Source organism: Bradyrhizobium sp. DOA9, assembly GCF_000617845.2.
GTDB lineage: Bacteria > Pseudomonadota > Alphaproteobacteria > Rhizobiales > Xanthobacteraceae > Bradyrhizobium.
The window spans coordinates 7,055,142-7,080,092 of record NZ_DF820425.1; the positions used below are offsets into that span (position 1 = coordinate 7,055,142).

The 24,951-nt window shown below is 65.0% G+C and carries 18 protein-coding genes; 11 read left to right on the top strand and 7 right to left on the bottom strand.

What is annotated here, in order from left to right; translation table 11 throughout:
• The first annotated feature begins 44 nt into the window (after positions 1–44).
• Positions 45–2,006 (top strand): putative bifunctional diguanylate cyclase/phosphodiesterase, encoded by a 1,962-nt coding sequence (locus tag BDOA9_RS33125; protein ID WP_025038247.1) that lies wholly within the window; start codon positions 45–47, stop codon positions 2,004–2,006.
• Positions 2,007–2,279: 273 nt separating this feature from the next.
• On the opposite strand, the gene BDOA9_RS33130 is transcribed toward BDOA9_RS33125, so the two are convergent.
• The 5 genes from BDOA9_RS33130 to pgm all read right to left on the bottom strand — a co-directional run bounded on the left by BDOA9_RS33130 (position 2,280) and on the right by pgm (position 8,053).
• Positions 2,280–3,293 carry an IS5 family transposase gene (locus BDOA9_RS33130; protein WP_025033211.1) on the bottom strand — a complete coding sequence of 338 codons (1,014 nt, stop codon included), beginning with the start codon at positions 3,291–3,293 and terminating at the stop codon, positions 2,280–2,282.
• A gap of 130 nt (positions 3,294–3,423) precedes the next feature.
• Positions 3,424–4,404 carry a PDR/VanB family oxidoreductase gene (locus BDOA9_RS33135; RefSeq protein ID WP_025038248.1) on the bottom strand — a complete coding sequence of 327 codons (981 nt, stop codon included), beginning with the start codon at positions 4,402–4,404 and terminating at the stop codon, positions 3,424–3,426.
• 11 nt (positions 4,405–4,415) lie between these two features.
• Positions 4,416–5,168 (bottom strand): GntR family transcriptional regulator, encoded by a 753-nt coding sequence (locus tag BDOA9_RS33140; RefSeq protein WP_025038249.1) that lies wholly within the window; start codon positions 5,166–5,168, stop codon positions 4,416–4,418.
• Positions 5,169–5,171: 3 nt separating this feature from the next.
• Positions 5,172–6,221, bottom strand: a complete 1,050-nt coding sequence (locus BDOA9_RS33145; RefSeq protein ID WP_025038250.1) for an aromatic ring-hydroxylating dioxygenase subunit alpha — start codon at positions 6,219–6,221, stop codon at positions 5,172–5,174.
• Between the two features lie 185 nt (positions 6,222–6,406).
• On the bottom strand, positions 6,407–8,053 hold the full coding sequence (pgm, locus tag BDOA9_RS33150; RefSeq protein ID WP_025038251.1) for a phosphoglucomutase (alpha-D-glucose-1,6-bisphosphate-dependent): 1,647 nt from the start codon (positions 8,051–8,053) through the stop codon (positions 6,407–6,409).
• Positions 8,054–8,321: 268 nt separating this feature from the next.
• On the opposite strand from pgm, the gene BDOA9_RS33155 reads away from it, so the two are divergent.
• Entirely contained in the window at positions 8,322–8,705 is a 384-nt protein-coding gene (locus BDOA9_RS33155; protein ID WP_042336844.1) for a c-type cytochrome, read from the top strand.
• A 32-nt stretch (positions 8,706–8,737) separates the two neighbouring features.
• Here BDOA9_RS33155 and BDOA9_RS33160 read toward each other — a convergent pair whose 3' ends face one another.
• Positions 8,738–9,529, bottom strand: coding sequence for a response regulator transcription factor (locus BDOA9_RS33160; RefSeq protein WP_025038253.1), 792 nt, complete (start codon positions 9,527–9,529; stop codon positions 8,738–8,740).
• A 187-nt stretch (positions 9,530–9,716) separates the two neighbouring features.
• Between BDOA9_RS33160 and BDOA9_RS33165 the strand changes: the two genes are divergently transcribed.
• Complete coding sequence (locus BDOA9_RS33165) at positions 9,717–10,718, top strand: Bug family tripartite tricarboxylate transporter substrate binding protein (RefSeq protein WP_025038254.1); 1,002 nt, start codon at positions 9,717–9,719, stop codon at positions 10,716–10,718.
• 5 nt (positions 10,719–10,723) lie between these two features.
• On the top strand, positions 10,724–11,572 hold the full coding sequence (locus BDOA9_RS33170; RefSeq protein ID WP_025038255.1) for an MBL fold metallo-hydrolase: 849 nt from the start codon (positions 10,724–10,726) through the stop codon (positions 11,570–11,572).
• 19 nt (positions 11,573–11,591) lie between these two features.
• Here the strand turns inward: BDOA9_RS33170 and BDOA9_RS33175 are convergent, their stop codons facing one another.
• Positions 11,592–12,479 (bottom strand): aldose 1-epimerase family protein, encoded by an 888-nt coding sequence (locus BDOA9_RS33175; protein WP_025038256.1) that lies wholly within the window; start codon positions 12,477–12,479, stop codon positions 11,592–11,594.
• Positions 12,480–12,659: 180 nt separating this feature from the next.
• Between BDOA9_RS33175 and BDOA9_RS33180 the strand changes: the two genes are divergently transcribed.
• The 7 genes from BDOA9_RS33180 (at position 12,660) to BDOA9_RS33210 (ending at position 24,911) form a co-directional block, all read left to right on the top strand.
• Positions 12,660–13,763, top strand: coding sequence for a glycosyltransferase family 4 protein (locus BDOA9_RS33180; protein WP_025038257.1), 1,104 nt, complete (start codon positions 12,660–12,662; stop codon positions 13,761–13,763).
• Positions 13,764–14,017: 254 nt separating this feature from the next.
• A complete protein-coding gene (locus BDOA9_RS33185) occupies positions 14,018–15,157 on the top strand; it encodes a glycosyltransferase (RefSeq protein WP_025038258.1) in 1,140 nt (379 codons plus the stop codon).
• On the top strand, positions 15,157–16,494 hold the full coding sequence (locus tag BDOA9_RS33190) for a hypothetical protein (protein ID WP_025038259.1): 1,338 nt from the start codon (positions 15,157–15,159) through the stop codon (positions 16,492–16,494). Before BDOA9_RS33185 ends, BDOA9_RS33190 begins: the two co-directional genes overlap by 1 nt.
• A gap of 31 nt (positions 16,495–16,525) precedes the next feature.
• Positions 16,526–17,794: a glycosyltransferase family 4 protein gene (locus tag BDOA9_RS33195; RefSeq protein ID WP_025038260.1), complete on the top strand. Its 1,269-nt coding sequence runs from the start codon at positions 16,526–16,528 to the stop codon at positions 17,792–17,794.
• Positions 17,791–19,182: a hypothetical protein gene (locus tag BDOA9_RS33200; RefSeq protein ID WP_025038261.1), complete on the top strand. Its 1,392-nt coding sequence runs from the start codon at positions 17,791–17,793 to the stop codon at positions 19,180–19,182. Before BDOA9_RS33195 ends, BDOA9_RS33200 begins: the two co-directional genes overlap by 4 nt.
• A gap of 458 nt (positions 19,183–19,640) precedes the next feature.
• Positions 19,641–23,549 (top strand): hypothetical protein, encoded by a 3,909-nt coding sequence (locus BDOA9_RS33205; RefSeq protein WP_025038262.1) that lies wholly within the window; start codon positions 19,641–19,643, stop codon positions 23,547–23,549.
• A 234-nt stretch (positions 23,550–23,783) separates the two neighbouring features.
• On the top strand, positions 23,784–24,911 hold the full coding sequence (locus tag BDOA9_RS33210; protein WP_025038263.1) for an acyltransferase family protein: 1,128 nt from the start codon (positions 23,784–23,786) through the stop codon (positions 24,909–24,911).
• The last annotated feature ends 40 nt before the right edge of the window (positions 24,912–24,951 follow it).

A 24,951-nucleotide genomic window follows, 5' to 3' on the forward strand; every position in this document is an offset into this window, starting at 1 on the left:
TCCAGATCGCATTGGACAAACGGCCCACGCTGCTAGGCTCTGGAATGCGGACTCAAACGACCAACTCTATCGCGCGGCTGTTCGCCGGCGATCTGTCGGCCTTTGGCGGTCCCGCAACCGACGAGGCCATGGCCGGCCATATCCGCGCCGAGCAGATGTCGCTGGTGCTGGGCTATTCGGTCGGCATCATGCTGGCCAACGCCTGCAACGCCATCGTGCTCGCGATCGCGCTGTGGCCGTCGCCGGACAGAACCCTTGCCCTGATCTGGGCGGGCGCCGTCGCCGCCGCCGCAATCGGATTCGGCCTGCAATCGCGCGCTTCGCGCCGCATCACCAAGCCGCAATTCGTCTCGCGTCGTGCCATGCACCGGCTGGTGCGCAACGCCTTCATCCTCGGCGCCGCCTGGGGCATCGTCCCGGTTGCCTTCTTCGCCGACGCCTCGACCGGCGGACAGCTCGTCATCACCTGCCTGTGCTCGGGCATGCTGGCCGGCGGCGCGCTGGCCTTCGCCACGATCCCGATCGCGGCCATCGCCTTCACGGCGCCGATCTTCGTCGGCATCGCGATCTGCCTCGGCCGGAGCGGCGATCTCGCCTTTCTCCTCATCGCTTTTCTCGTCGTGGTCTACGGCAGCGTCCTGCTGCGCAGCGTGTTCGTCAATTCGTTCTCGTTCGCCCGGCGCGTGATACGGCAGATCGAGGCCGAGCGCACGGTGCGGCTGGATCCCCTGACCCACCTGCCCAACCGCGTCGCCTTCAATGAATCGCTCGATGCCGCACTCAAGCGGCTGGCGCTGTCGGGCGAGGACTTCGCGGTGCTCCTGCTCGATCTCGACCGCTTCAAGGAGGTCAACGACCAGTTCGGTCATCCCGCCGGCGACGAATTCCTGGTCCAGGTCGCAAACCGCCTGCAACGCTGCACGCGCGCCGCCGAGCACGTCGCGCGCATCGGCGGCGACGAGTTCGCGCTGGTGATGGCCAATCTGACGCGGCCGGAGGATGCGCTCCAGATCGCCGAACGCTTCGTCGCCGCCTTCGCCGAGCCGTTCCAGATCGAGGGCCGCCAGATCGTCGGCGCAACCAGCGTCGGCATCGTGCTGGCCCCGCGCGACGGCAGCACGCCGCTCGACCTCATGAAGAATGCCGATGCCGCGCTCTACCGTGCCAAGAAGGCCGGACCCGGGACGGTCTGCTTCTTCGAGGAAGCCGACGACAGGTCGTCCCGCGACCGCAAGGCGCTGCAAGCGGACCTCGCAGGCGCGATCGCGCGCAACGAGCTGTTCCTGGTGTTCCAGCCGTTCCTCGACCTCGGCAGCAACCGCATCACCGGCTTCGAGGCGCTGCTGCGCTGGCAGCATCCCACGCGCGGGCTGGTGCCGCCGAGCGAATTCATACCCGTCGCGGAGGAGACCGGGCTGATCCACGAGATCGGCGAATGGGTCATCCGCAGCGCCTGCGCGACGGTTGCGGAGTGGCCGGAAGAGATCAGGGTCGCCGTGAATTTCTCGGCCGCGCAGTTTCACAACACGGCCATCCTCCAGACCATCGTGCAGGCGCTCGCCGACGCCCGGATCGCCCCGCATCGGCTCGAGATCGAGATCACGGAATCGATGCTGCTGTCGAAATACGGTTCGGCCGCGACGGTCCTGACCGCGCTGCTGCAGCTCGGCGTCACCGTGGCGCTCGACGATTTCGGAACCGGCTTCTCCTCGCTGACCTACCTGCGCAAGGTGCCGTTCAGCCGCATCAAGATCGACCAATCCTTCATCCGCGACATGCTGGTGCAGCCGGATTGCGCCGCGATCGTGAAATCGGTGATCTCGCTCGCGCGCGATCTGCGGATCGGCGTGGTGGCAGAGGGCGTCGAGACCGCGGGCCAGCTCGAATATCTCAGGCAGATCAGTTGCGACGAGGTGCAGGGTTATCTGATCAGCCGGCCGGTGGCCGCGGACGGGGTGATGGCGCTGCTGGAGACGAAGAAGTATCGGGCGATTTACGCGGCGTAGGTGATTGGTCCGAAGTGCCGACCCAGCGGCGGTGAGCCCCCTCGCCCGCTTGCGGGAGAGGGTTGGGGAGAGGGTGTTTCCACGTAGGGACTCCCCCAGAGGAGAGAGCCCTCACCCGCGCCTTCGGCGCGACCTCTCCCGCAAGCGAGAGCTTTGCGTAATGAGTTGTGCTGGAGTGAAGTTCGATCTGGAGCTTTTTTTGAACGGCCTCACGTAGCCCCAGAGGGGTGGGGCGTCTGGTTTTCGTGGCCGCGGGGTAGCGGCGGGTGGTGGTCACGCTGCGGCTCCTATCGGGCACAGCACCGCCCATCGTTTGAGGTTCATGGCGAGGCAGATCAGGCGCAGATGTGTCTGATTGCGCGCCAAACCCAGATAGCGAGCGCGCGCCCAGCGATAGCTGCCCTTGAGGCGCGCGAAGACCTGCTCGACCGGTGCGCGGCGCTTTCCCACGGCATCGTTGAAGCGCTTCTGCCGCTCGGTGAGCGGATGATGCTTGTTGGGCCGGAACATCAGCCTCGGCTTGATTCCCCGCGCGGCGAGCCCGCTGCGGCGCTCGTGCTTGTCATAGGCTTGATCGGCATAGACCGCCTTCTCATCACCACAGACCAGTTCGTCGGCGGGCACTGTGTCGTTGACCGCAGCGTCGGTCAGCTTGCTGCGGCGGACGATGGCCGAACTCTGATCCATGCCGATATGGGCTTTGTAGCCGAAGTACCGCTTGCCGCCCTTCTTGGTCCAGCGTGCATCTGGATCGCGCTTGCTGTTGACCAGCTTGCTCGGTTCACGGCCGTCCGGGCCGGGCGGCTGCGGGTCCTCTGGCGGCTTCGGCGGCTTTACTGCTGCCGAGATCAGGCTCGCATCGATCAATGTGCCCCGGCGCAGCACCAGCCCGCGTGCGTCGATCTGATGCAGGATCTCGGCGAACAGCTTCTCGTCCAGACCGGCTCGCTGCAAAGCCTCGCGGAATCGCCAGATCGTCGTGTGGTCAGGCGTCTCGTCGCTCAGCACAAAGCCGCAGAAGGCGCGGAACGAGGCCCGGTCGTCGAGCGCTTCCTCGAGCGCCGGATCGGAAAGCCCATACCATTGCTGCAGCAGCAGCGCCTTGAACAGCACCAGTCGCGGATAGGGCGGAGGGCCGCGCTCCGGCTCCGGAAGACCACCCAGCACTCTTTCCACAGCCGCCCAGTCGACCAGTTCGCCAATCCGCTTCAGCACCGCATTACCCTTCCCCCGCCGCGATACCAGCGCGTCCGCGAAGCTCGGTTGCCCAACCTCTCGATATGCCATCCGAATCCGCCTCCACCACAGGCCCTAGAGAATCGCAAATCCTCCTCTTATGCAAAGCTCTCGCAAGCGGGAGAGGTGGAGACCGCGGCCGCTGTCCAATCCTCTCAACAGGCTCCGCGGCTCGGTCGCCTCAGACCGCATCCGCGCGCAGCAGCGTATCGACCGTGATGGTGCCGCGCGCGCGGGAGACGCAGGCGCAGATCTTCTGGTTGGCCTGCTTCTGGTGGTCGCTGAAGAAGACGTCGCGATGGTCGATCTCGCCTTCGACGTCGACCACGTCGATGGCACAGAGGCCGCATTCGCCGCGCTTGCAATCGGATATCACCTCGAAGCCGCTGGCATTGAGCACGTCCAGCATCGAGCGCTCGCGCGGGATCTCGAGCTCGACGCCGGAGTCCTTCAGCCGAACCCGGAACGTCTCGGTCGGCAGCGTGCCGCTGGAGCCGAAGGTCTCGTAGCGGAGATCGGGGAGCGGATGGCCGGCGCCGATCCAGGCATGGCGCGCCGCGTCCAGCATCCGCATCGGGCCGCAGAACAGGGCCAGCGAACCTCGCGGCAACGAGGCGAACAGCGCGTCAAGATCGAGCCGCCGGTCTTCGTCGCTGGCATGAACGATGAGCCGATCGCCGAGCATCGCGGCGAGATCGTCGAGATAGGCGGCCTCGCCGCGCGAGCGCACGGCATAATGCAGGGTGACGCTCGCCCCGCGCCGGGCCAGCGCCTGCGCGGCGCCGAGGATCGGGGTGATGCCGATGCCGCCGGCGATCAGGCAATAATTGTCGCGGCTCCAATCGACCGCGAGCAGCGAGGCCGGCTGGGTGATGTCGAGCCGCGCGCCCGGCTGCAAGGACCACATGTAGCGCGAGCCGCCGCGGGAATCCTCCGCACGGCGCACCGCGATCTTGAAGCCTTGCAGGGAGGCCTCGCCGACCAGCGAATAGGACCGCGTCTCCGGCAGGCCGTCGATGGCGACGCTGACGTTGATGTGGCTGCCGACCGGATAGGCCGCGGCCTCGAACTGATCCGGCCTGATCAGGAATTCGCGGACGTTCGGGGTGAGATCGCGGGTCGCGACGAGCGTTGCGGGGGTCCAGGTCTCGATGAAGCGCATGGTGACTGCCCTCAATCGGTTGTGGTCTTGATCAGCGCAAGCGCCGGCAAGAGGTCGAGATGGGTCCGGTTGCGCAGCGCGAGCCTCAGGTTTCGCACCGCGAGCCGGGCATGCTCGCGCATGACGGCCTCGGCGCGGGCGCCTTCGCGGTTCTCGATGGCGTCGATCACGACGCGATGATGCTCCTGGGCGATGATCAGGATCTGCTGCGCCTCCGGCAACGCCGATTGCGCCATCACGAAGCCGCTTGGGGATGCAAACGGCAGCGCCGAGGCGCGGTCGATCTGCCGGATCAGCGGCGGGCTGCGCGACAGCTCCGTGAGCTGGGCATGGAAGCGCGCGTTCAGCGTGACGTAGGACGAGAAAGCATCGACCGAGATCGGCACCTGCCGCAGCAGCTCGTCGATTGCCGCCAGGCACTCCTTGAGCGGCTCGAGCTCGCGCGCGGAGACGCCGCGCTCGGCGGCAAAGCGCGCCGCCAGCCCTTCCAGCGTGCCGCGCAGCTCGATGGAATCGGAGATGTCGCGCTCGGAAAACGCCTTCACCATGAAGCCGCCGGAGGGGATCGCCTCCAGAAGGCCCTCCTCCTCCAGCCGCACCAGCGCCATGCGCACCGGGGTGCGCGAGGCGCCTGTCGTCTCCACCGCCTGAAGCTCGGAGATGCGCTCGCCCGGGCGCAACGCGCCCGACAGGATCTGGTCGCGCAACGCGAGCTGCGCCTTCACGGTCTGCGAGATGGAGCGGTCGACCTCACGCTCGGCCATGCTCTACTCCGCGGCCTGAAGGTGCTTTGGGGCGTTTTCCTTCGCCACCATCCGGTCGATCAGCTTGCGCGACCACATCGCGCCGGCGTCGATGTTGAGGTTGTAGAAGATGCGGTCGGGGTTCTCGTCCATCGCGCGCTGCTGCGCTTCCAGGATCAGCTCGTCCTCGCGGAAGATGCCGGAGACGCCCTCGCGGATCTCGGTGGTGAGGCGCTGCTCACCGAGACGATAGTTGCGGACGAAGGACCAGAAATAATGGCAGGTCTTCTCGGTTTCCGGCGTGATGGTGTTGAGCACGAAGCCGTTGACGCCCTGCGAGCGGTCGCCTTCCGGCGCACCGGTGCCGGCGGGGGCGACGCCGACGTCGATGGCGATGGTGCACGGGGCTTCGAAACGGATGATCTGCCAGCGGTCGACGAGGCCGGGCTTGCCGAGTTGTTTCGCCCAGAACGGCGGCGCCTCGATGCCGCGCATCCAGCGCGTCACCGTGACCGTCTTGTCGCCATGGGTGACGTCGAACGGCGCTTCGGCGACGGCGTCGTTGCCGATCGAGGAGCCGTGCACGAAGGTCTCGTGGGTGAGGTCCATGAGGTTGTCGAGCACGAGGCGGTAGTCGCAATTGACGTGGATGGTCTTGCCGTCGCCGGCCCAGGCGGGGTCATGATTCCAGTGCATGTCGGGGACGAGCGCGGGATCGGCCAGCGCGGGATCGCCCATCCAGAGCCAGATGTAGCGGTGACGCTCGACCACGGGATAGGCACGCACGCAGGCCGACGGGTTGATGGTCTCCTGCGAAGGCATGAAGGTGCAGCGCCCCTGCGCGTTGAACTTCAAGCCGTGATAGCCGCAGACGACGGTGTCGCCTTCGAGCCGGCCCTTGGACAGCGGCACCAGGCGATGCCAGCAGGCATCCTCCAGCGCGGCGACCGAGCCGTCGGCCTTGCGATACATCACGACATGCTTGCCGCAGATCGTCCGCGGCAACAGCGCCGCCCTGACGTCGGCATCCCACGCCGCGGCGTACCAGGCGTTCATGGGGAAGGGTTTTGTCATTGTCTCACTCCCACGGCTTATGAATACGTTATGTATACAATAGCGGGCGAGCAGAATTGTTCAAGGTCTGAAATGCGCTACAATAATACCATTATGCTTGTATCTGTATACATAAATGCCGAGCGGTATGCGGCCCCTGGAAGGTGCTCCCGCGGGGTCAGAAAGCGGCGGCCTCTCGGAACTCCCTACGCCGCGAACACCTTCGCCAACCCTGTCTGCGCTTCCTCCTGAATCCGCTTCAGGTGCTCGGGGCTGCGGAAGCTTTCGGCGTAGATCTTGTAGACGTCCTCGGTGCCTGAGGGGCGCGCGGCGAACCAGCCGAAATCGGTTTCGACCTTGATGCCGCCGAAGGGCTGGCCGTTGCCGGGGGCCTTGCTCAGCGTCGCGCGAACCGGATCGCCGGCGAGGGCCTTGAGGCCGAGCTGCTCCGGCGTCACGGATTTCAGGATGTTCTTTTGCGGCCCGGTGGCGGCGACATCGATGCGCGCGTAATGCGGCATGCCGAACTCGGCGGTGAGCTCATTGAAGATCTGGCTGGGGTCGCGGCCGGTCCTGGCCATGATCTCGGCAGCGAGCAGGCCGAGGATGATGCCGTCCTTGTCGGTGGTCCACACCGTGCCGTCGCGGCGCAGGAACGAGGCCCCTGCACTCTCCTCGCCGCCGAAACCGAAGCCGCCGGTGAGGAGGCCGTCGACGAACCATTTGAAGCCGACCGGCGTCTCCACCAGCTTGCGGCCGAGTTTGTTCGCGACGCGGTCGATGATCGAGCTCGACACCACGGTCTTGCCGATCGCGGCATCCTTGCCCCAGTCAGGACGATGCGCGAACAGATAGGAGATCGCGGTCGCCAGATAATGGTTCGGATTCATCAGGCCGCCGGTGCGGGTGACGATGCCGTGGCGATCGGCGTCGGTGTCGTTGGCAAAGGCGACGTCGAAGCGGTCGCGCATGGCAATCAGGCTCGCCATCGCGTAAGGCGAGGAGCAGTCCATGCGGATCTTGCCGTCCCAGTCCACCGTCATGAAGCGAAAAGTCGGGTCGATCGCCTCGTTCACGACATCGGCGTTGAGGCCGTAGCGCTCGATGATCGGATGCCAGTAATGCACCGCGGCGCCGCCGAGCGGATCGATGCCGATCTTGATTCCGGCGGATTTGACGAGGTCGAGATCGACGACATTGCCGAGATCGGCGACGTAAGGCGTGACGAAGTCGTAGGCGTGGACATTGGCGGCCTTGCGCGCCCTGGCATAGTCGATGCGCTTCACGTCCTCGAGATCGCCTGCGAGATAGGCGTTGGCGCGCTTCTCGACGGCCGCGGTCACGTCCGTATCGGCCGGGCCGCCATGGGGCGGATTGTATTTGTAGCCGCCGTCCTCGGGGGGATTGTGCGAGGGGGTGATGACGACGCCGTCGGCGAGGCCGCTGCTGCGGCCCTTGTTGTAGGTCAGGATCGCGTGCGAGATGACGGGCGTCGGCGTGTAGCCGCCGTCCTTGTCGATCATGACCTCGACGCCGTTGGCGGCGAACACCTCGACGGCGCTTGTCAGCGCCGGCTCGGCCAGCGCATGGGTGTCGATGCCGATGAAGAGCGGGCCGGTCAGGCCCTTCTCCTTGCGGTAGTCGCAAATCGCCTGCGTGGTCGCGAGGATGTGGCCTTCGTTGAAGGTGTTCTTGAACGAGCTGCCGCGATGGCCCGACGTGCCGAACGCCACGCGCTGTGCCGGATCGGACGCATCCGGCTTGCCGGCGAAATAGGCCGTCACCAGCCGCGGAACATTGGTGAGCACGTCCGGCGAGGCCTGCTTGCCCGCCGCGGGATCGACTTCTGCCACTGCAATTCCCCTATGACCTGCAACGATTGCCTGGAGCACCATACCATCGGCCAGCCCGCCGCCAAGCCGATTGCCGGACCGGGGCAATGTCACGCTCCGGTCATGAATGAACGCCGATCCGCACCGGATGATCCATGGCGCTATCGTACTTTGGTGCCGGATTTCGGTTGATGCAGGACAAAGACGTCGCCGCGCGGCGTGGGGCACGCTGTTTGCCGATTGGTCAAGAAGGCCGGGCATCCCTGGCCCGGCGGGGAGTAGATTCAAGATGACCGGACGTCTGATCTTCACGCTCTTGCTGGCCCTGCCGGCGTGCTTGAGCGCGCCGCCCGCCTCCGCCGCCGATGGCGATCCGGCCGCCGGCAAGGCCATCTTCGAGCGAACCTGCGAGAATTGCCACGCGGCGGTCATCGGGGTGAACAAGGTCGGCCCAAGCCTCTGGAATGTCGCGGGCCGCAAGCCGGCGACCGTTCCCGACTTCGCCTATTCCGATGCCATGAAGGCCAACAAGGAGCCCTGGACGGCGGCGGCGCTGGACACCTACCTCGCCGATCCCCGCGGCGACATCCACGGCGTCAGGATGTTCTTCAAGGGGCTGCCGAACCCCGCAGACCGGGCCAACGTCATCGCGTTTCTTCAGACGCTGAAGTGATCTGTCGCGGCGGTCGCCGGCGCGCGCCAGCTCTACAGCCGCTCGCTGAGCGCAAGCCTGTAGCCGACGCCGGTGACGGTCGCGATCACGGGCGTGCCGCTGCCGACCAGCTTGCGGCGCAGCCGCGCCACCAGCGCATCGACGGTGCGGATATCGACGTCGGCCTGGCGGTTGCTGACGACCTCGATCAGATAGTCGCGGCTGAGCGGCCTGCCGTCGGCGCCGACCAGCGCCGCGAGCAGGTCGAATTCGGCGCGCGTCAGCGCCACCGGCTTGCCGTCGTTGCCTAGCAATTCGCGCCGGGTCAGGTCGATGATCCAATCGCCGAAGGCGATCGAATTGTGGCTGCGCGCCGCCTTGCGGTCGATCGAGCGCCGCCGCAGCACGCTGCGCGCACGCGCGAGCAGATCGCGCAGATTGATCGGCTTGGTGACGTAATGGTCGCCGGCGACCTCGAGGCCGAGAATGCGGTCGACGTCGGTGTCGCGCCGCGTCACGAAGATGATGCCCGCGTTGCTGGTGGCCTGGACCTCCTTGGCGAGCTCGAAGCCGTCGCCGTCGGGCAGTTGCACGTCGAGGAAGACGAGATCGGTGCGCCCGCGCAGCGCCCGGCGGCACTCCGTGCAGGAGCCGGCGCCGACCACGTCGAAATCGTTGTCGCTGAAATAGTCGACCAGCATGGTCCGCGTCACCGGATCGTCCTCGACGACGATCAGCCGCTCGCGGCCGGAAACCATCCCGGTCCTGGCCGTCCCGTGGACCTGCGATCCGACCTGCGAATTCAAGTCGCCGCGCGACGCGCTGTCATGTGATCGGACATTCACAGCCTGTTCGAGCCCCCGAAATTGCCTGCCGCAACACTAGGCGCGTTGTGCCGCGTAAACAATCTTAGTCATGGATTTGGCGCATAAAGTATGAACTGGCCGACAATTCTCACCCCGCGCATCATCGCGCGGCTTGCTTCGCCGCCACCCCGGACTCTACTGTACGGCCCGACACGATCTCGGGGGCATGATGACCATCGGCACGCAACGCGCAACGCGGCGCGCAATTCTCTGGACCGTCGGCGGAGCCGCCGCCGCGCTCGCCACCCGGGCCGGCGCACAGACCTCGGAAAGGACCACGAAGATCGTCGTCGGCTTTCCGGCAGGCGGCGGGCTCGATGCGATGAGTCGCATCATCGCCGACAAGCTGCGGGAGCAGACCGGGCAACCCGCCATCGTCGAGAACAAGCCGGGCGCGGCAGGCCGCATCGCCGCCGAAGCGGTGGTCCGGTCCGAGCCGGACGGTTCGACATTGTTGTCTGCGCCGATCGTCGCGACCGCGTTCTACCCGTTCATCTTCAAGTCCTTGCCGTTCGATCCGCTGGTCGATCTCGCGCCCATCAGCAGGTTCTGCACGTTCCAGTTCGCGCTGGCCGTCAACACGAAGCTGCCCACGGCCAGTCTCGCGGACTTCCTCGCCTACGCGCGCGCCAACAAGGAGCGGATGAATTTCGGCTCGCTCGGCGCGGGCACGCCCTCGCACTTCCTCGGCGTCATGCTGAACCAGGCTGCCGGCATCGAAATGGCCCACGTGCCGTATCGCGGCTCGGCGCCTGCCCTCACCGATCTGCTGGGCGGCACGATCCAGGCGACGTTCGACACGACCGCCAGCCTTATGGAGCAGTACAAGGCCGGCACGATCCGGCTGCTTGCGATCACCGGCGCGAGCCGCTCGCCGCGCCTGCCCGACGTGCCGACTTTCGCCGAGCTCAAGCTTGGTCTCGGCGCCATCGAATCCGCCGACTTCTGGTACGGATTCTTCGCAGCAGGCAAGACGCCCGAGCCGATCCTCGACAAGCTCAACGGCAATCTGCGCAGCGTGCTGGCTGATCCCGCCGTGCGCCGGTTGCTGTCCGCGCTCGATGTCGGCGTCGTCGCCGATACGCGCGCGGAGTTCTCCGCTATCATCAAGGCCGATTACGACCGCTGGGGCGGCGTGATCAGGTCGACAGGCTTCACGCTGGAGTAGGCGCGATGGAAGTCATCCTGCTCGGCACCGGCGGCCCACGCCCGGACCCGCGTCGCATGGCGACGACCACGCTGATCAGGCTCGGCGAGGAGAACATCCTGTTCGACGCCGGCCGCGGCGTCATGGTGCAGCTTCACAAGGCGGGCGTGCCGCTCGGCGCCATCAACACGGTGTTTCTCACCCATCATCATTTCGACCACATCGGCGACCTCTACGACGTGATGCTGAATTCGTGGATGCACGGGCGCAAGGACGAGTTGCGCATCTATGGCCCGCCGGACACCGAACGGCTCGTCAACACGCTGGTCACGCAGGTCTACGACAAGGACATTGCCTGGCGCGACCAGGGCGAGCCGACCTTCGGCGGCTGGAAGCCTGTGGCCGCGACGGACATCGTTCCAGGTCCCGTGCTCGACACCGGCCGCTGGAAGATCAGCGCAGAGCTGGTCTCGCATGGCGACGGCCTCGACATGTCGCCGGCCTTCCTGGCGCGCTGGATGTGTCTCGGCTATCGCTTCGAGGCCGAGGGCAAGGTCATTGCGATTTCCGGGGACACGGTCCCTTGCGAGGGGTTGGAGCGCCTGGCCGAAGGCGCCGACCTGCTGGTCCAGGTCTGCTTTCTCGCAACGCCCGAGATCAACAACGAGCACTTCCGCCGGCTTGCGAAACACACGCTCGCCTGCGGCGACACCGTCGGGAAGATCGCGGCCAAAGCCGGCGTCAAGAAGCTCGCGCTGACCCATCACCGTCCGCGCACCGACGATGCCATGCTGACCGCATTGCTCGATGACGTCAGACGGGACTATGCAGGACCGGTCGTGCTCGGCAAGGATCTCACGCGCATCGAGGTTTGAGTAGCGATGCGCGCCGGCCTCAGGACGATCCGACCTCGATGCGGAACGACAATTGCTCCTCGGCGCCGGCTGCGATGTGCATCAGTCCCGGCTTGTCGGTGAACTCGCCTTGAAAGCCCGAGGGACTGGCGTAGCCACGCCAGGGCTCGATGCAGAGGAACGGCGCGCCTGACGGTTTCGACCAGACGCCGAGCTCGCGAAATCCGCGCCAGGACATCTTCAGCCATGGACCGGTCGATGCACCGCGCGCCGCGGCGTAGCGGACCGAACCGCTCTCGATGCGGTCGAAGATGATGGCGTCGTCGACGAAGAGGGAGTCCGTCAAGGATAGCGACGTGCCCTTGACCGGGCTCGGCTCCGCCTCCGGCCGCAGCAATCCAGCCTCGAGACGGCGGATCGGAGCCGGCTCCGCCGTCGCGAAGGTCAGCGCATGGCTCTCCTTGGCGACGCCGGGCTGCAGCGGCCAATTGAACGCGGGATGACCGCCGATCGACGCCGGCAACGTCTCCTTGCCGGTGTTGGCGATCGTGAGCGTCAGATCGAGGCCGGACTCATCGATCGCGTAGGCCGCCGTCAGCCGGAACGGGAACGGATAGAGCGCGCGCGTCGTCTCATTGTCCTCAAGCACCAGGGTGCAGCGACTCTCGCCGCGTTCTGCCCACGCGAAGCGGCTGTCGCGGGCGAAGCCGTGCTGTGTCATCCGATACGTCTTGCCCTCGTGCCGCAATTCGTCATTGGCAAGGCGCCCCACGATCGGAAACAGCAGCGGCGCGTGACGCGGCCATTCCGGCCCCGCCTGCCAAAGGAATTCGGCGTCGCCGCTCCTGAGCGAGCAGAGCTCGGCGCCGTGCGCCTTGACGGTCGCGGTGAGCGATCCGCTGCGAAAGGAGTGGGTGTCGTCGGTCATCGCCGACCTCTACACCGCGGCCTCCCATGCAGCAAGGCGACGCCGGCCATGCAGACGGCGCCTCCGAGCCATGCCGAGCTGCGTCATATTTCCGTACCTAAGAATTGCTCACGTGTGGCTCCTCCACCGCGAGCTCCCCGCGAACCCGGCCGGGACTCCATGAACCATCGTGGTCCGCAATTGAAATTCTTCATCAACGGCCGCTTTCTGTCGCAAAAGCTCACGGGCGTGCAGCGTTATGCCGCTGAAATGGTCAAGGCGATCGACGTACTGCTCGCGTCGGAGCAGATTCCCGTGTCGCTGCGCAACGCCGAGTGGCAATTGTTGAAGCCTGCGGATACAAGCGAGGAACTTCATCTCGACCGGATCAAGATTCGCGCCGTCGGCCGGTTGCAAGGGCACGCGTGGGATCAAATTGATCTCGCCCGCGCCGCCGCCGGAGGCCGCTTGATCAGCCTGGCCAATTCCGGGCCGGTCCTCCATCGCGACCACGTCGTCGTGATTCACGACGCCCAGGTCTTTCGCAGGCCCGACTTCTTCAACTGGCGCTATCTGACCGTCCATCGCACGATGGGCCGGATGCTCGCCCGGCACGCGAGCATCGCGACGGTGTCGGGATTTTCGCGCAAGGAGCTTGCGGACGTGCTGAATCTCAGGGCATCGCGCATTCCGATCTTCCCCAACAGCGCCGAACACTTTGCGGCCACGAAGCAAGATCCCGGCATTCTGGCCCGACTTGGCGTTCGGCCGCAGAAGTTCTTCCTCTTCGTGGGCTCGAAAACCAAGAACAAGAATCTGTCCGTCGCGATCCGTGCGATCCAGCTGCTCGGCCGGGCCGACGTTCCCCTGGTCATCGTCGGCGGCGATAACAGCAAGGTCTTTCAGGATAATTCGGGCGAAGGGGCTTCCGCCCTGCTGCTGGCCGGCCGTCTGACCGACAGCGAGATCGCCGCGCTCTATGCGCACGCATCGGCCTTCGTGTTTCCCTCGCTCTACGAGGGATTCGGCGTGCCGCCGCTCGAAGCCATGATCTTCGGTTGCCCGGTGATCGCCTCGACGGCCGAGGCAGTCGTGGAGACGTGCGGCGACGCGGCTGCGTATTTTGACGCCAATGATGCCGAAGCGCTGAAGCAACTCATGCTCGAAAGACTGGCAATCGGCGCGATCTCGGATCAGGAACGCCGGCGGCAACAGGATCGCCTTGCCTTCTATTCGTGGAAGAAATCGGCGAAGGCGCTGCTCGATCACCTCGCAGCGCCTGCGAATGTCGCCAGCGCTGCGTGAAACGCGACGCGGTTCGCCTATCGCGCGCAGCGGTTGTTGCACAAACGATTTGCAGCACGCAGCTCTTCGCACGGTTCCCTGACACTCCTCCTTCGTTCTTGCGACGATCGCGAGCACGAGCGCCTTGGCCCAACATCACCACATCGCTGCCCCAATATCGCTACGTATTCGAGGAACTGTGTTTCGCACTAGCGAACGTAGAACAGGGATAGACGATGTCCGGCTCTCCAACGCGGCCCTACGCGAGGCAAACGATGAAAGTGCTGCACATCGCCGAAACGATCCGTGGCGGGATCGCGAGCTATCTGAACGAGTTGCATCCTCAGCAGCAGGCCAGCTTCGGTGCCGAGAACGTGCATTATGTCGTGCCGTCCGATCATCGCGGCGACCTCCGCGCGATCGATGACAACCAGATTACGACATTCGAGCGATCCGGCCGCGGCATCGCCGGCCTGTTCCAAATGCTACGTGCAAGCATGCAAGCGCTGGATGCCTTCAGACCCGACGTGGTGCACCTGCATTCCTCCTTTGCCGGGCTCGTGCTCCGGCCCGCGCTGGCAGCCCGCTCGGGTGGGCCGCGCGTCGTCTATTGTCCGCACGGCTGGGCGTTCTCGCGCGAGACCGGCCGCTTCAGCCATCTGCTGACGAAGGCCGCGGAGCACCTGCTTGCGCGCGCGTCGGACCGAATCATCTGCATCTCGGGCGACGAGTATAGCGAGGCGGTGCGCGCGGGAATTCCTGCCGAACGCCTCACGCTGGTCCACAACGGCATCTCGAAGAGCCGCACGCCGCAGCCCATCGCTGCGGACTGGCCCTCCAAGAAGGTCAAGGTGCTGTTCATCGGACGGCTGGATCGGCAGAAGGGCTTCGATCTCCTGATCGAAGCGGCGCGCGCGCTCGAGGACGTCGTCGACATCCGCATGATCGGCGCCTCCGTCGTCAACAAGTATGAAGGCCCGGCGGTGCCGTCCAACGTGTCGCTGCTGGGCTGGCTGGACCGGCCGGCCATCGAGACCCAGCTCGAAGCCGCCGACCTCGTCGTGATCCCGTCACGATGGGAAGCCTTCGGCCTCGTTGCGCTGGAAGCGATGCGCGCGGCCAAGCCGATCCTGGCATTCCGCAGCGGCGCCTTGCCCGAGATCGTCGTCGACGGCGTCACCGGCCTGCTTTGCGAGCCCGTCGCGGTGCAGCCGCTGGTCGACGGCTTCCGGCGAGCGCTCGATCTCGACCTCAAGGTGCTGGGGCAGCGCGGCTACGACCGCTTCAAGCAGCTCTATGACGTCGAGAAGACGCATGCGCAATTGCAACAGGTCTATGTCGAGCTGCTTCAGGACGACCAGACGCCCGACGCAGCCAAGGCGAGGTTGCAGTCGGATCTCTCCAAGAATTTCTGATGGCTCCACGGCTCTCACGTACCGTGGTTCGCGGCAGCATCCGCCTGGCGAGCCTCATCGCATCGATTCTCCTGCCGGCCGCTGCCTGCGCCCAGCACACGCAACCGCTCGACGCGCGATTCCTGCTCGGTGTCGGCACCCATCAGGGGCTGGGCGGGCCGGTGAGCGCGCGGGGATACGTGCCTGCGGAGAACATCGCCCAGATCAAGCAGCTCGGCCTCAACGCCTTCCGCGACGATTTCCCCTGGTCCGATTTCGAAACGGGGGGACGCCGGATGGGCTTCACGCCCAGGCTGGGCCGGCTCGAGGCGCAGGTCAGGTCCGGCATTGCGCGTCCGCTGCTGATCCTCGCCTTTGGCCACCATCTCGTTCCGAATTCCTCGCCGCCGACGACCGATGAGGCGCGGCAGCGGTTCGCCGACTATGCGGCGGCGGCGGCGCAATCCGTCGCGGCGCAGCACCCCCTGTTCGAGCTCTGGAACGAGTGGAATCTGGCGGCAAAGAAAGATGCCGCGTTCTCGCCGGAAAATTATCTGGCGCTGGCCCAAGTCGCGCGACCTGCGGTCAAGCGGGCCGCGCCGAATGCGCCGTTCCTGGTCGGCGCCCTCGGCGACGATCTGGGCTGGACATGGACGGAGAAGATGCTGCGGACCGGCATTCTGCAGTATGCCGACGGCGCTTCGATCCATCTCTACAATTTCTGCATGGGTCCGAGCAAACGGACCTCGGCCGAGATCATCGAGCGGCTCACGGCGTTTCACCGGCTCGTCGGCCAGGCGAGCGGAAACCCCGACTTCCCGGTCTATGTCACCGAGACCGGCTGGACCACGGCCAGCAACAAATGCGGCGTCAGCGAGCAGGCCCAGGCCGACAATAGTGCGCAGCTCATCCTGTGGGCGGCGACCGCGGCGCGCTGGCTCAAGGGCATGTGGCTCTACGAGCTCAAGGACAGCGGCCAGAATCCATCGGAGCTGGAGCACAATTTCGGGCTCTACCGTTTCGACAATTCGCCGAAGCCGGTCGCCTGCGCGGTCCAGGGCGCCTGGGCGTTCATCCGCTCCAGCCTGAGTGCCGAGCGACGCGAGCTCGCCAGCGGCGTCGTGTCGATCAACGCAACGACGACGTCCGGCGCCAGAGTTGCGGTCTGGTCCGAGACTCCCGACCGGCGTTACGAGGTCCGGATCAAGGGCGATCAGGACGGCGCAACGTTTGCGATGCCGTGCGAACCGGCCGCAAGACCTGTGTCCGGAGCCTGGATTCCGGTTTCGACGACGCCGGTTCTCATCGCATCGAGCAACGCTGCCATGCCCGCCCTGGAAATAAGGCCGGCGCGGTAAGCGCGATTTTTGCAGGACATGAGGTTCAGTGATGAAAGTTCTTTTGACGTCCACGCTTTATCCGACGCCCGAGGCCTCCAAGATCGTCGGCGGTGCAGAGATCTTCGCGCGGCGCTTCGCCGAAGGCCTGGTGCAGCGCGGAGACGAGGTCGAGGTGATCCGGGCCGCATCGTCCCGCGGGCAGGAGCGCGAAAGCTGCAACGGCATCGACGTCTATTCCGCGCCGGTCCAGAACATCTATCGGCCCTTCACGGAGCAGAAGAACGCGGTCCTGCGCAGCATCTGGCATGCGGTCGACGACTGGCAGATGCAGGCGCCGCTGATCGCCGAACGCATCCGGGCCTTCAAGCCGGACGTGCTGCACTCCAACAATCTGTCGGGTCTCACCACCGCGATCTGGCGCGTTGCCGCCCAGCTCGGCGTGCCGGTGCTCCATACGCTTCACGACTATTATCTGACCTGTCCGCGCTGCTCGCGCTTCGACAAGGGACGCTCCTGCGAGCACACCTGCACGAGCTGCGGGATCCTGACCTTTCATCGCAAGCGGGCCACGCATTGGCTGAGCGCCGTGGTCGGCGTGAGCGAGCGCGTGCTGTCCATCCACACCGACATGGGCATGTTCGCGGAGACGCCGATCCGCACCGTGATCCGCAACGCCTCGACCGAGCCGCCGCGCGAGCCTTATCCCCGCCCGGTCTGCACCACCGAAGTGACGTTCGGGTTCATCGGCCGGCTCACCGAGGAGAAGGGCATCGACAATTTGATGCATGCTCTCGCCAAGCTGCCACCCGACCGCATCCGGATGATGATCGCAGGGCGGGTCAGCGAGGAGGAGCAACGCCGCCTCAGGGCGCTCGCGCCGCATGCGCGCATCGAGTTCATGGGCTTCGTGGTGCCGGACGATTTCTACCGGCAGGTCGACGTGGTGGTCGCGCCATCGATCTGGCACGACCCCGGTCCACTCGTCGTCGCGGATGCCAAGGCGGCCGGCAGGCCGCTGCTCGGAACGCGCTTCGGCGGCATGCCCGAGGTGATCGAGCACGGCGTGACGGGCTGGCTGACGGGAGCCGATCCGCAATCCCTGGCCGACAGCATGCTCGCAGTCGCCTCCGATCCGCACAAGATCGACGAGATCAGCCGGCGCCTGATCGCGGATACCAACAAATGGGTATTTGCCGACGTGCTGTCATCCTACAAGAATCTGTACGAGCAATTGCGCGAGCAGCGAATGTCGCGCGTGCGCGCGGCAACGACCGAAGCGCCGCGGGCCGTCGGCAAGGAGCGCCTCATTCCGAGATGACACGCCTCTTCGCGATGGCGGGCTACCTCTACCAGAGTGCCGCGGCGATCGTCCTGATCTTCGCGATCAGCCATCTGTTGCCCGCCGCCGACTACACCAATTTCTCGCTGGCGCTGGCCTCGAGCCAATTGCTCTGCGTCCTGATGTTCGAGTGGCTGCAGCTCGCCGGATTGCGTTTTCTGGCGGCAGCCGGGGAGAACGAGGCGGCGCGGCTCAGGTGGTCGCTCTTTGCCGCAGGCCTGTCGAGCGCGGGCGCGCTCGTCGTGGTCGGCAGCTGCGCCTCTCTGGCCAGCGTGCTCCCGGCCGGGATCATCGCGCTCGGCCTCGGCATCTCCGTGCTTCAGGGCCTGACCGATCTCTATTTCCTGTCGGTCCGTCTGTCCGACCGGCTGGGCGTCGCGTCCTCCCTTCTGGCGTTTCGCGCCACCGCTCTCCTGACCGGGGCCGCCGCGGGAGCAGCGATTTGGGGAACGGCCGAAGCGGCGCTGCTCGGCGTCAGCGCAGGCCACGCGCTGGGCCTGCTCGCCGGGCTGGTGGCCTATCGCACACCCCTGGAGCGCGTTCCGCTGCGGACTGTGCTCGCCGACTGGAAGGATTTCTCCCGCTACGGCATGCTCGCGGCAGGTGCGTCCGTCATCCATCTGTCGGTACCGGTGCTGCTCCGCTTCATCATCATCGGACGGCTGGGCGCGACGGGAGCCGGAGCCGGATTTTCGATCGCGCTCGACCTGCTGCAACGCCCGTTCTGGGTCCTCAATGCAGCGATCCACACCGTGAGCTATCCCGATGTGGTGAAGGACTTCGAACACGGAACCGTCATGAAGTCGGTTCAATCGGCGCGGCGCATGTTCGAGTTCATGGTCTGCACGACCCTCGTGCTGCTCGGCGGCCTGGTCGGCTTCATTCCCGATGCAGCCCGTATCCTGGTTCCCCGGGAGAGCCTCGATGGCTTCCTGACGACGGCACCCGTCGTCGCCGTCTTCTATTTCCTGCACACGCACCTCCAGGCGACCGTCGCTGTCGTCCCGCACCTGGAGAAGCTCGCAACCAGGCTCGTGGTCGTTGCGGCCGGCCAGCTCGCGATGGTCGCCGCCGTCGCGCTGGTCGCGGCGTGGGCCGGCCTGTCGCCGCGACAGGCGGTGGGCCTCGCTTGCCTCGCCACGCTCGCGACGATCCTGATCGCGCTCGGCCCGACGCTGCGGTTCGAGGCGTTCCCGCGCTGGTCGCTGGTCGTGCAGGCGCTGGCGGCCGCGGTCCTGATCGGATCGCTCGGCGCAATGCCGACCGAGCCTGCAACATGGCTCGCCGGAAAGATCATGATCGCCGCGATCGCAACCGCGATCGTCGGATGGCGCGGAGACTTTCTGATGCTGGCCCGCCGCAATTAGTTCGCCGCACGCATCGCGCCTTTCCGGCCAGTGGATGGGTAAACCCGCGCGCCACACAAGGCGATCCCGTCCCGGCGTGGAACCCTCGGCCTTTCACGCGAAGCCCGGCATCTCCGTGAAAATACGTACACAACCATCGCGATCAAATCAATTAATTTGCTCGCCCATGAAATCGGCATCGCTGCCGGCTCGCTGTGCAATCCGGCGATCTCGCGTCTCATGCGCATATATTCAGCAACGCAGATCGCGAAAATCTTGAAAGCGCCTTCCTGACGCCACGCTGCACGGGCATCGCATCAAGCATTCTGCTGCAACACGGGTCGATCTGTTCCTGCAAAAGGAACCGCGTTTCACTCGCGATTTGTAGCTTCGATTTTTATCTGAAATTCACACTCGACAGAGAAGGTTGAACGCAATCCCTGCGAGCAATTTCGTTCGCGTTGAAATTCGAGTGTGCAATGTCCGATCAAACCATCCTGTCTGCCAGCGGCTTCATCAACTCCATCGGCGTCAACACGCATGCCGGCTTCGGGTGGACCGGCTACAACAATCTCGCGCTGATGGCCGATAGCCTCGAATATATCGGCGTCACCCATCTCCGCGACGCGATGGGCACCAGCCCGGCCGCGCAACCGGTGGTCGAGGGTCTCGCCGCCGCCGGCTACAAGTTCGACTTCCTGGTGTCGTCCGCGCTGCCTCAGACGGGAACGGTCGGACTTGAGAAATACATCGCCTCGCTCGAGAAGTTCGCGACGACCTACGCTGGCAGCATCAGCGCCATCGAGGGTCTCAACGAGGCCAATCACCAGCCCTTCAGCTACAATGGCAGCTCCAGCCTTTCGGCCGCGGCTCAGTTCCAGAGCGCGCTCTATCAGGCCGTCAATTCCAACGCCACGCTCGCCAGCATCCCCGTCTACAATCTGTCATTGGCCTACAACGATCCGCAAGGTTACAGCGAGCTCGGCAACATGTCTGGCTCGGTCGACTATGCCAACGCCCACGCCTATGTCAGCACCAGCCTGACCACCGGCAGCTCCATCTCGGCGACGCTGAGCGCCGTCATGACTGCGGCACCGGGAAAGCCCGTCGTCATCACGGAGACCGGCTACACCACGCAGGCCAACACCCAATATCTCGGCGTCAACGAGACGGTGCAGGCCAAGTCGGTCCTCAACACCCTGGTTGATGCCTACAAGGCCGGCGTGAGCGCGACTTACCTCTACGAGCTGTTCGACCGCGACTCGTCCGCAGGCAACACCAATCCCGAAGCCAATTTCGGCCTGTTCAACTCCGACGGAACCCCCAAGCTCGCCGCGACGGCGATTCACAACCTCACGACCATCCTGGCCGATGACGGCACGGGCGGCCAGCAGCCGACTGATCCGCTGAACTACACGCTTAGCAACATGCCGGCGACGGGCAACAGCATGGTGCTGGGCAAGAGCAACGGCGCCTACGAGCTCGTGGTCTGGGCGGAACCGAAGCTCTGGAACGATTCCACCGATACCGAGCTGACCAACGCGGCCCAGACGGTCACGGTGAACCTCGGCGCCGTCCACCATACCGTGAAGGTATACGACACGCTGACCGGAACCACGGCGATCGCCAGCTACACCGACGTCAGCAGCATCACCATTCCGGTCAGCGATCACCCCCTGATCATCGAGATCGACGCGCCCCCGACCACGCCGCCCGCGCCGGACACGAGGACCAGCGTCAGCGGCACGGCTGCAGAGATCGTGCCGCAATTGTCGGATCTGAGCGAATCGACGGCGCTGCAGACCATCACGCTGAGCGACTCCCACGTCCTCGAGGTCGCCTCGAAGGCGACCATGGACTACATGATCGCCCATTACGGCAACGCGCTGTCGAAGATCCAGGGCGGATATTCGTTCTCGGTGACGAACTCGGCGGCGACCTGGACCAACACCAAGACTTACGATTCGTCCGGAAAGCTGCTCTCGAAATCCGACACCGGCCTCAATTCGAGCGGGCAGCCGACCTCGACTACGGTAGCTTACACCGACGGTTCGAAGGACCTGATCAGCTACACCGGCGGCGTGAAGACGAAATTCGTTCATATCGATACCGACGCAACGCGGACCACGGACACCTACAACACGGCCGGAAACCTGCTGAGCGAAGTCGTCCAGAAGGCCGACGGCTATTACTCCACCACGCTCTACACGAACGGGGTGAAGACCGCCGCCTACGTCAAGAACGCGGACCGCTCGCAGGACAACTACACCTACAACATCACGGGCAAGAGCTTCACCACCCAGGTGCAGCATCTCGACGCCTCGGGGAAGGTCACGTCGGTGATCCGCAGCCATGCCGACGGCTCGCTGGATTCGACCCAGGTCTACAACAGCGACGGCAGCAGCGTGATCACCACCTACAGCGCCACCGGGGTCAAGCTGGTGGAGACCGCCTATCATGCCGACCGCAGCAAGGACGTCTGGACCTACAACATCACGGGCCAGAACTACACGACCGAGCACTACGACTACGACGCGAACGGGTTCCTCACCGGCCTGACGCGCCTGCACGGCGACGGCAGTCTCGCCTTCAAGCTGGTCCAGACCACCGACGGCACCAAGACGACCGATTGGTACGATGCCGCCGGCGTCCTCACCAGCGAGGTCGTGCAGAAGGCGAGCGGCACCGTTTCGACGACGACCTACAGCAACGGCGTGAAGACCAACGCCTATATCAAGTATGCCGACGGCAGCCAGGACAATTACGCCTTCGGCATCGCCGGCAAGAGCTACACCACGCAGATCCAGCACGTCGATCCGTCCGGCAAGATCACGGCCGTGACGCGCGAGCATGCCGACGGCACGCTCGACTTCACGCAGGTCATCAACGCCGACGGCAGCAGCGTCATCACCAACTACGATGCCGCGGGAATACGGATCAAGGAAGCCGACCTGCACGCCGACGGCAGCAAGGACGTCTTCCTGTTCAACATCACCGGCCAGAACTACACGACCGAGCACGACGTCTACGATGCGAGCGGCTTCCTCACGACGCTGATCCGCAAGCACGCCGACGGCAGCATGGCGTTCAAGCTGGTGCAGGGCAAGGACGGGACCAAGACGACGGATTGGCACGACGCCAACGGCGTTCTCACCAGCGAGGTGCTGGAGAAGGCGAGCGGCTACAGCTCGAACACGGTGTACACCAACGGCGTGAAGACCGCGGTCTACATCACCAACGCCGACATGAGCCACGACAATTACAGCTACAACATCGCGGGCCAGAGCTACGCGACGCAGCACCAGCACCTCGATCCGACCGGCAAGACGACCGAGGTGACGCGCTGGCACGCCGACGGCTCGCTCGACTACACCCAGGTCGTCAACGACGACGGCAGCAGCGTGGTCGCCAACTACGATGCGGCCGGCGTCAAGAAGCTGCAAACCGAGTACCACGCCGACGGCTCCAAGGACGTGTACCAGTTCAACATCGTCGGTCAGACCTACACGAACGAGCACGATACCTACGATACGACCGGCTTCCTCACCAACATCGTGCGCACCCACGCCGACAACAGCATGGCCTTCACGCTGGTGCAGAGCGCGGACGGCACCAAGACGTCGGACTGGTACGATGCCAACGGGGTCATCACCAGCGAGGTCACGACCAAGAGCGACGGCTACAGCTCCACGACGGTCTACAGCGCCGGCGTGAAGACCGCCGCCTACATCAAGAATGCCGACGGCACGTCCGACAACTGGAACTACAACGTCACCGGGCAGTCCTACACCACCCAGCACCAGCACTTGGATGCCTCGGGCAAGCTGGTCGAGCTCACCCGGACCCATGCCGACGGCACGCTGGACTATACCCAGGTCATCCACGACGACGGCAGCAAGCTGACCGACATCTACGACAGCGCCGGCAACAAGACCCAGGAGATCGCCAACAACGCCGACGGCTCGAAGGACGTCTTCCTGTTCAACTTCAACGGACAGGCCGGGACGACGCAGCACGAGAGCTACGACACCGCCAAGGCGCTCCAGTTCATCGATCAGACCAAGACCGACGGCACCCACAACGTCACGGCCGTCGCAAGCGGCGTGACGATCCAGGGCGGGTCCGGCAACGACGTGTTCTCGGCCGCGCCGAATTCGACCACGATCGCCTACGATCACGGCCAGGACCAGATCCTCAACTTCCAGGCCGGCGACGGCACGACCCACGACGTGATCCAGATCTCGAAGCTCCTCGCCGAAGACTACAGCCACCTGCAGATGACGCAGTCCGGCACGAACGCGATCATCACGTTCTCGGCCACCGACTCGATCCTGCTGAAGAACGTCTATGTCTCGAACCTGACGAGCCACGATTTCGTGTTCGTCTGAGCAGGGCGGCGTTTGCCCAAACGGGCATCAACATCGCGGGGGCCGGGACCATGTCCCGGCCCCTGTTCGTTTGTCGGGCGCCTGCCTCAATGATGAGCAGAGAGCCGCCAGCCATCCGCAACTGGATGGGCCGCATGAATCCGGACGGATGACCGCGACGCGTCGCGCTTCCCGAACTTGCGTCACAATTCGTCTCTAGAAGACGGATGACCCGTGCAAGGACTCCGAGGCCCGATGGAAGCCAGTGAAGCAAGACGTTTCGTCGTCCTCGACTTTTATCGCTTCGTCGCCGCGCTCGGCGTCTTCATCTTTCATCTCAAGATGATCGACCCGGGCATCTCGCCGGCCTGGAACGGGTCCTTTGGCCTGTTCGTGGACATGTTCTTCATCCTGTCCGGTTTCGTGATCTCCTATTCCTACCCGTCCGATGCACGTGGCGTCGGGGCCTATTCCCGGTTCATGATCCGGCGCATCGCGCGGATCTATCCGCTGCACCTGCTGAGCCTGCTCGTCTTCGTGGTGCTGATCGGCGTCGGCATGGAGCGCACGGCGCGCTCGACCTCGCTGGACTTCCTCTACAACCTCCTGCTGGTCCAGGCCTGGGGCGTCACCGACCATCTCAGCTTCAACTCGCCGTCATGGTCGATCAGCGCCGAATTCTTCTGCTATCTGATCTTTCCGCTCCTGATGCTGCTTGCGCGCAAGGTCCAGCCGGTCGTGCTCGGCGTCATCGTGGCGGCGCTCTATCTGGTCCTTGCCCACGGCCATCTGCCGATCTGGCAGGAACGGTCGCAGATGTACGGCGCCAATTACGATTACGGCATGCTCCGCGCGTTGCCGAGCTTCCTGAACGGTATCCTGCTCGCCATCCTGTTCCGGAAGTCTGGACCCTACCGGCAGAAATCGGTCGTGTTTGCCGGCATCGCCATGTTCGCCCTCTCCGTGCTCGTGCTCAACGTCTTCGCCAAGCCGGATCTGGCCATTCTGCTGTTCTCCTGCGCCATCCTGCTCACGGCGGTCGGCGAGAGCGCCTTCAAGGAATTTCCGGGCGCGCGGCTGCTCGGACGGCTCGGCAACACCTCATACGCCATCTACATGCTGCACGACGCCATCCTCATCGCCGTGTTCAAGCCGCTGTGGACCTGGCTCGCGCTGCGCCCGGATCAGTTCGGCCTGTTCGCCCTGGCGTGCTGCGTGGTCCTCACCGTTGTCGCGGACCGGACCTACGCCTATTTCGAGAACCCTGCGCGGCGCCTGATCAATCGCTGGGCCGACATCGGCGTCGCGTCTCCGCCCAAGACTCAGGCGGCCACGACCGAACCGGCCCTGCGCTTCGACACCACCGAACGGGCGGTCAACTGACGCCTGAAAGCGCGATGACGCTTCATCCCAATCGCATCGC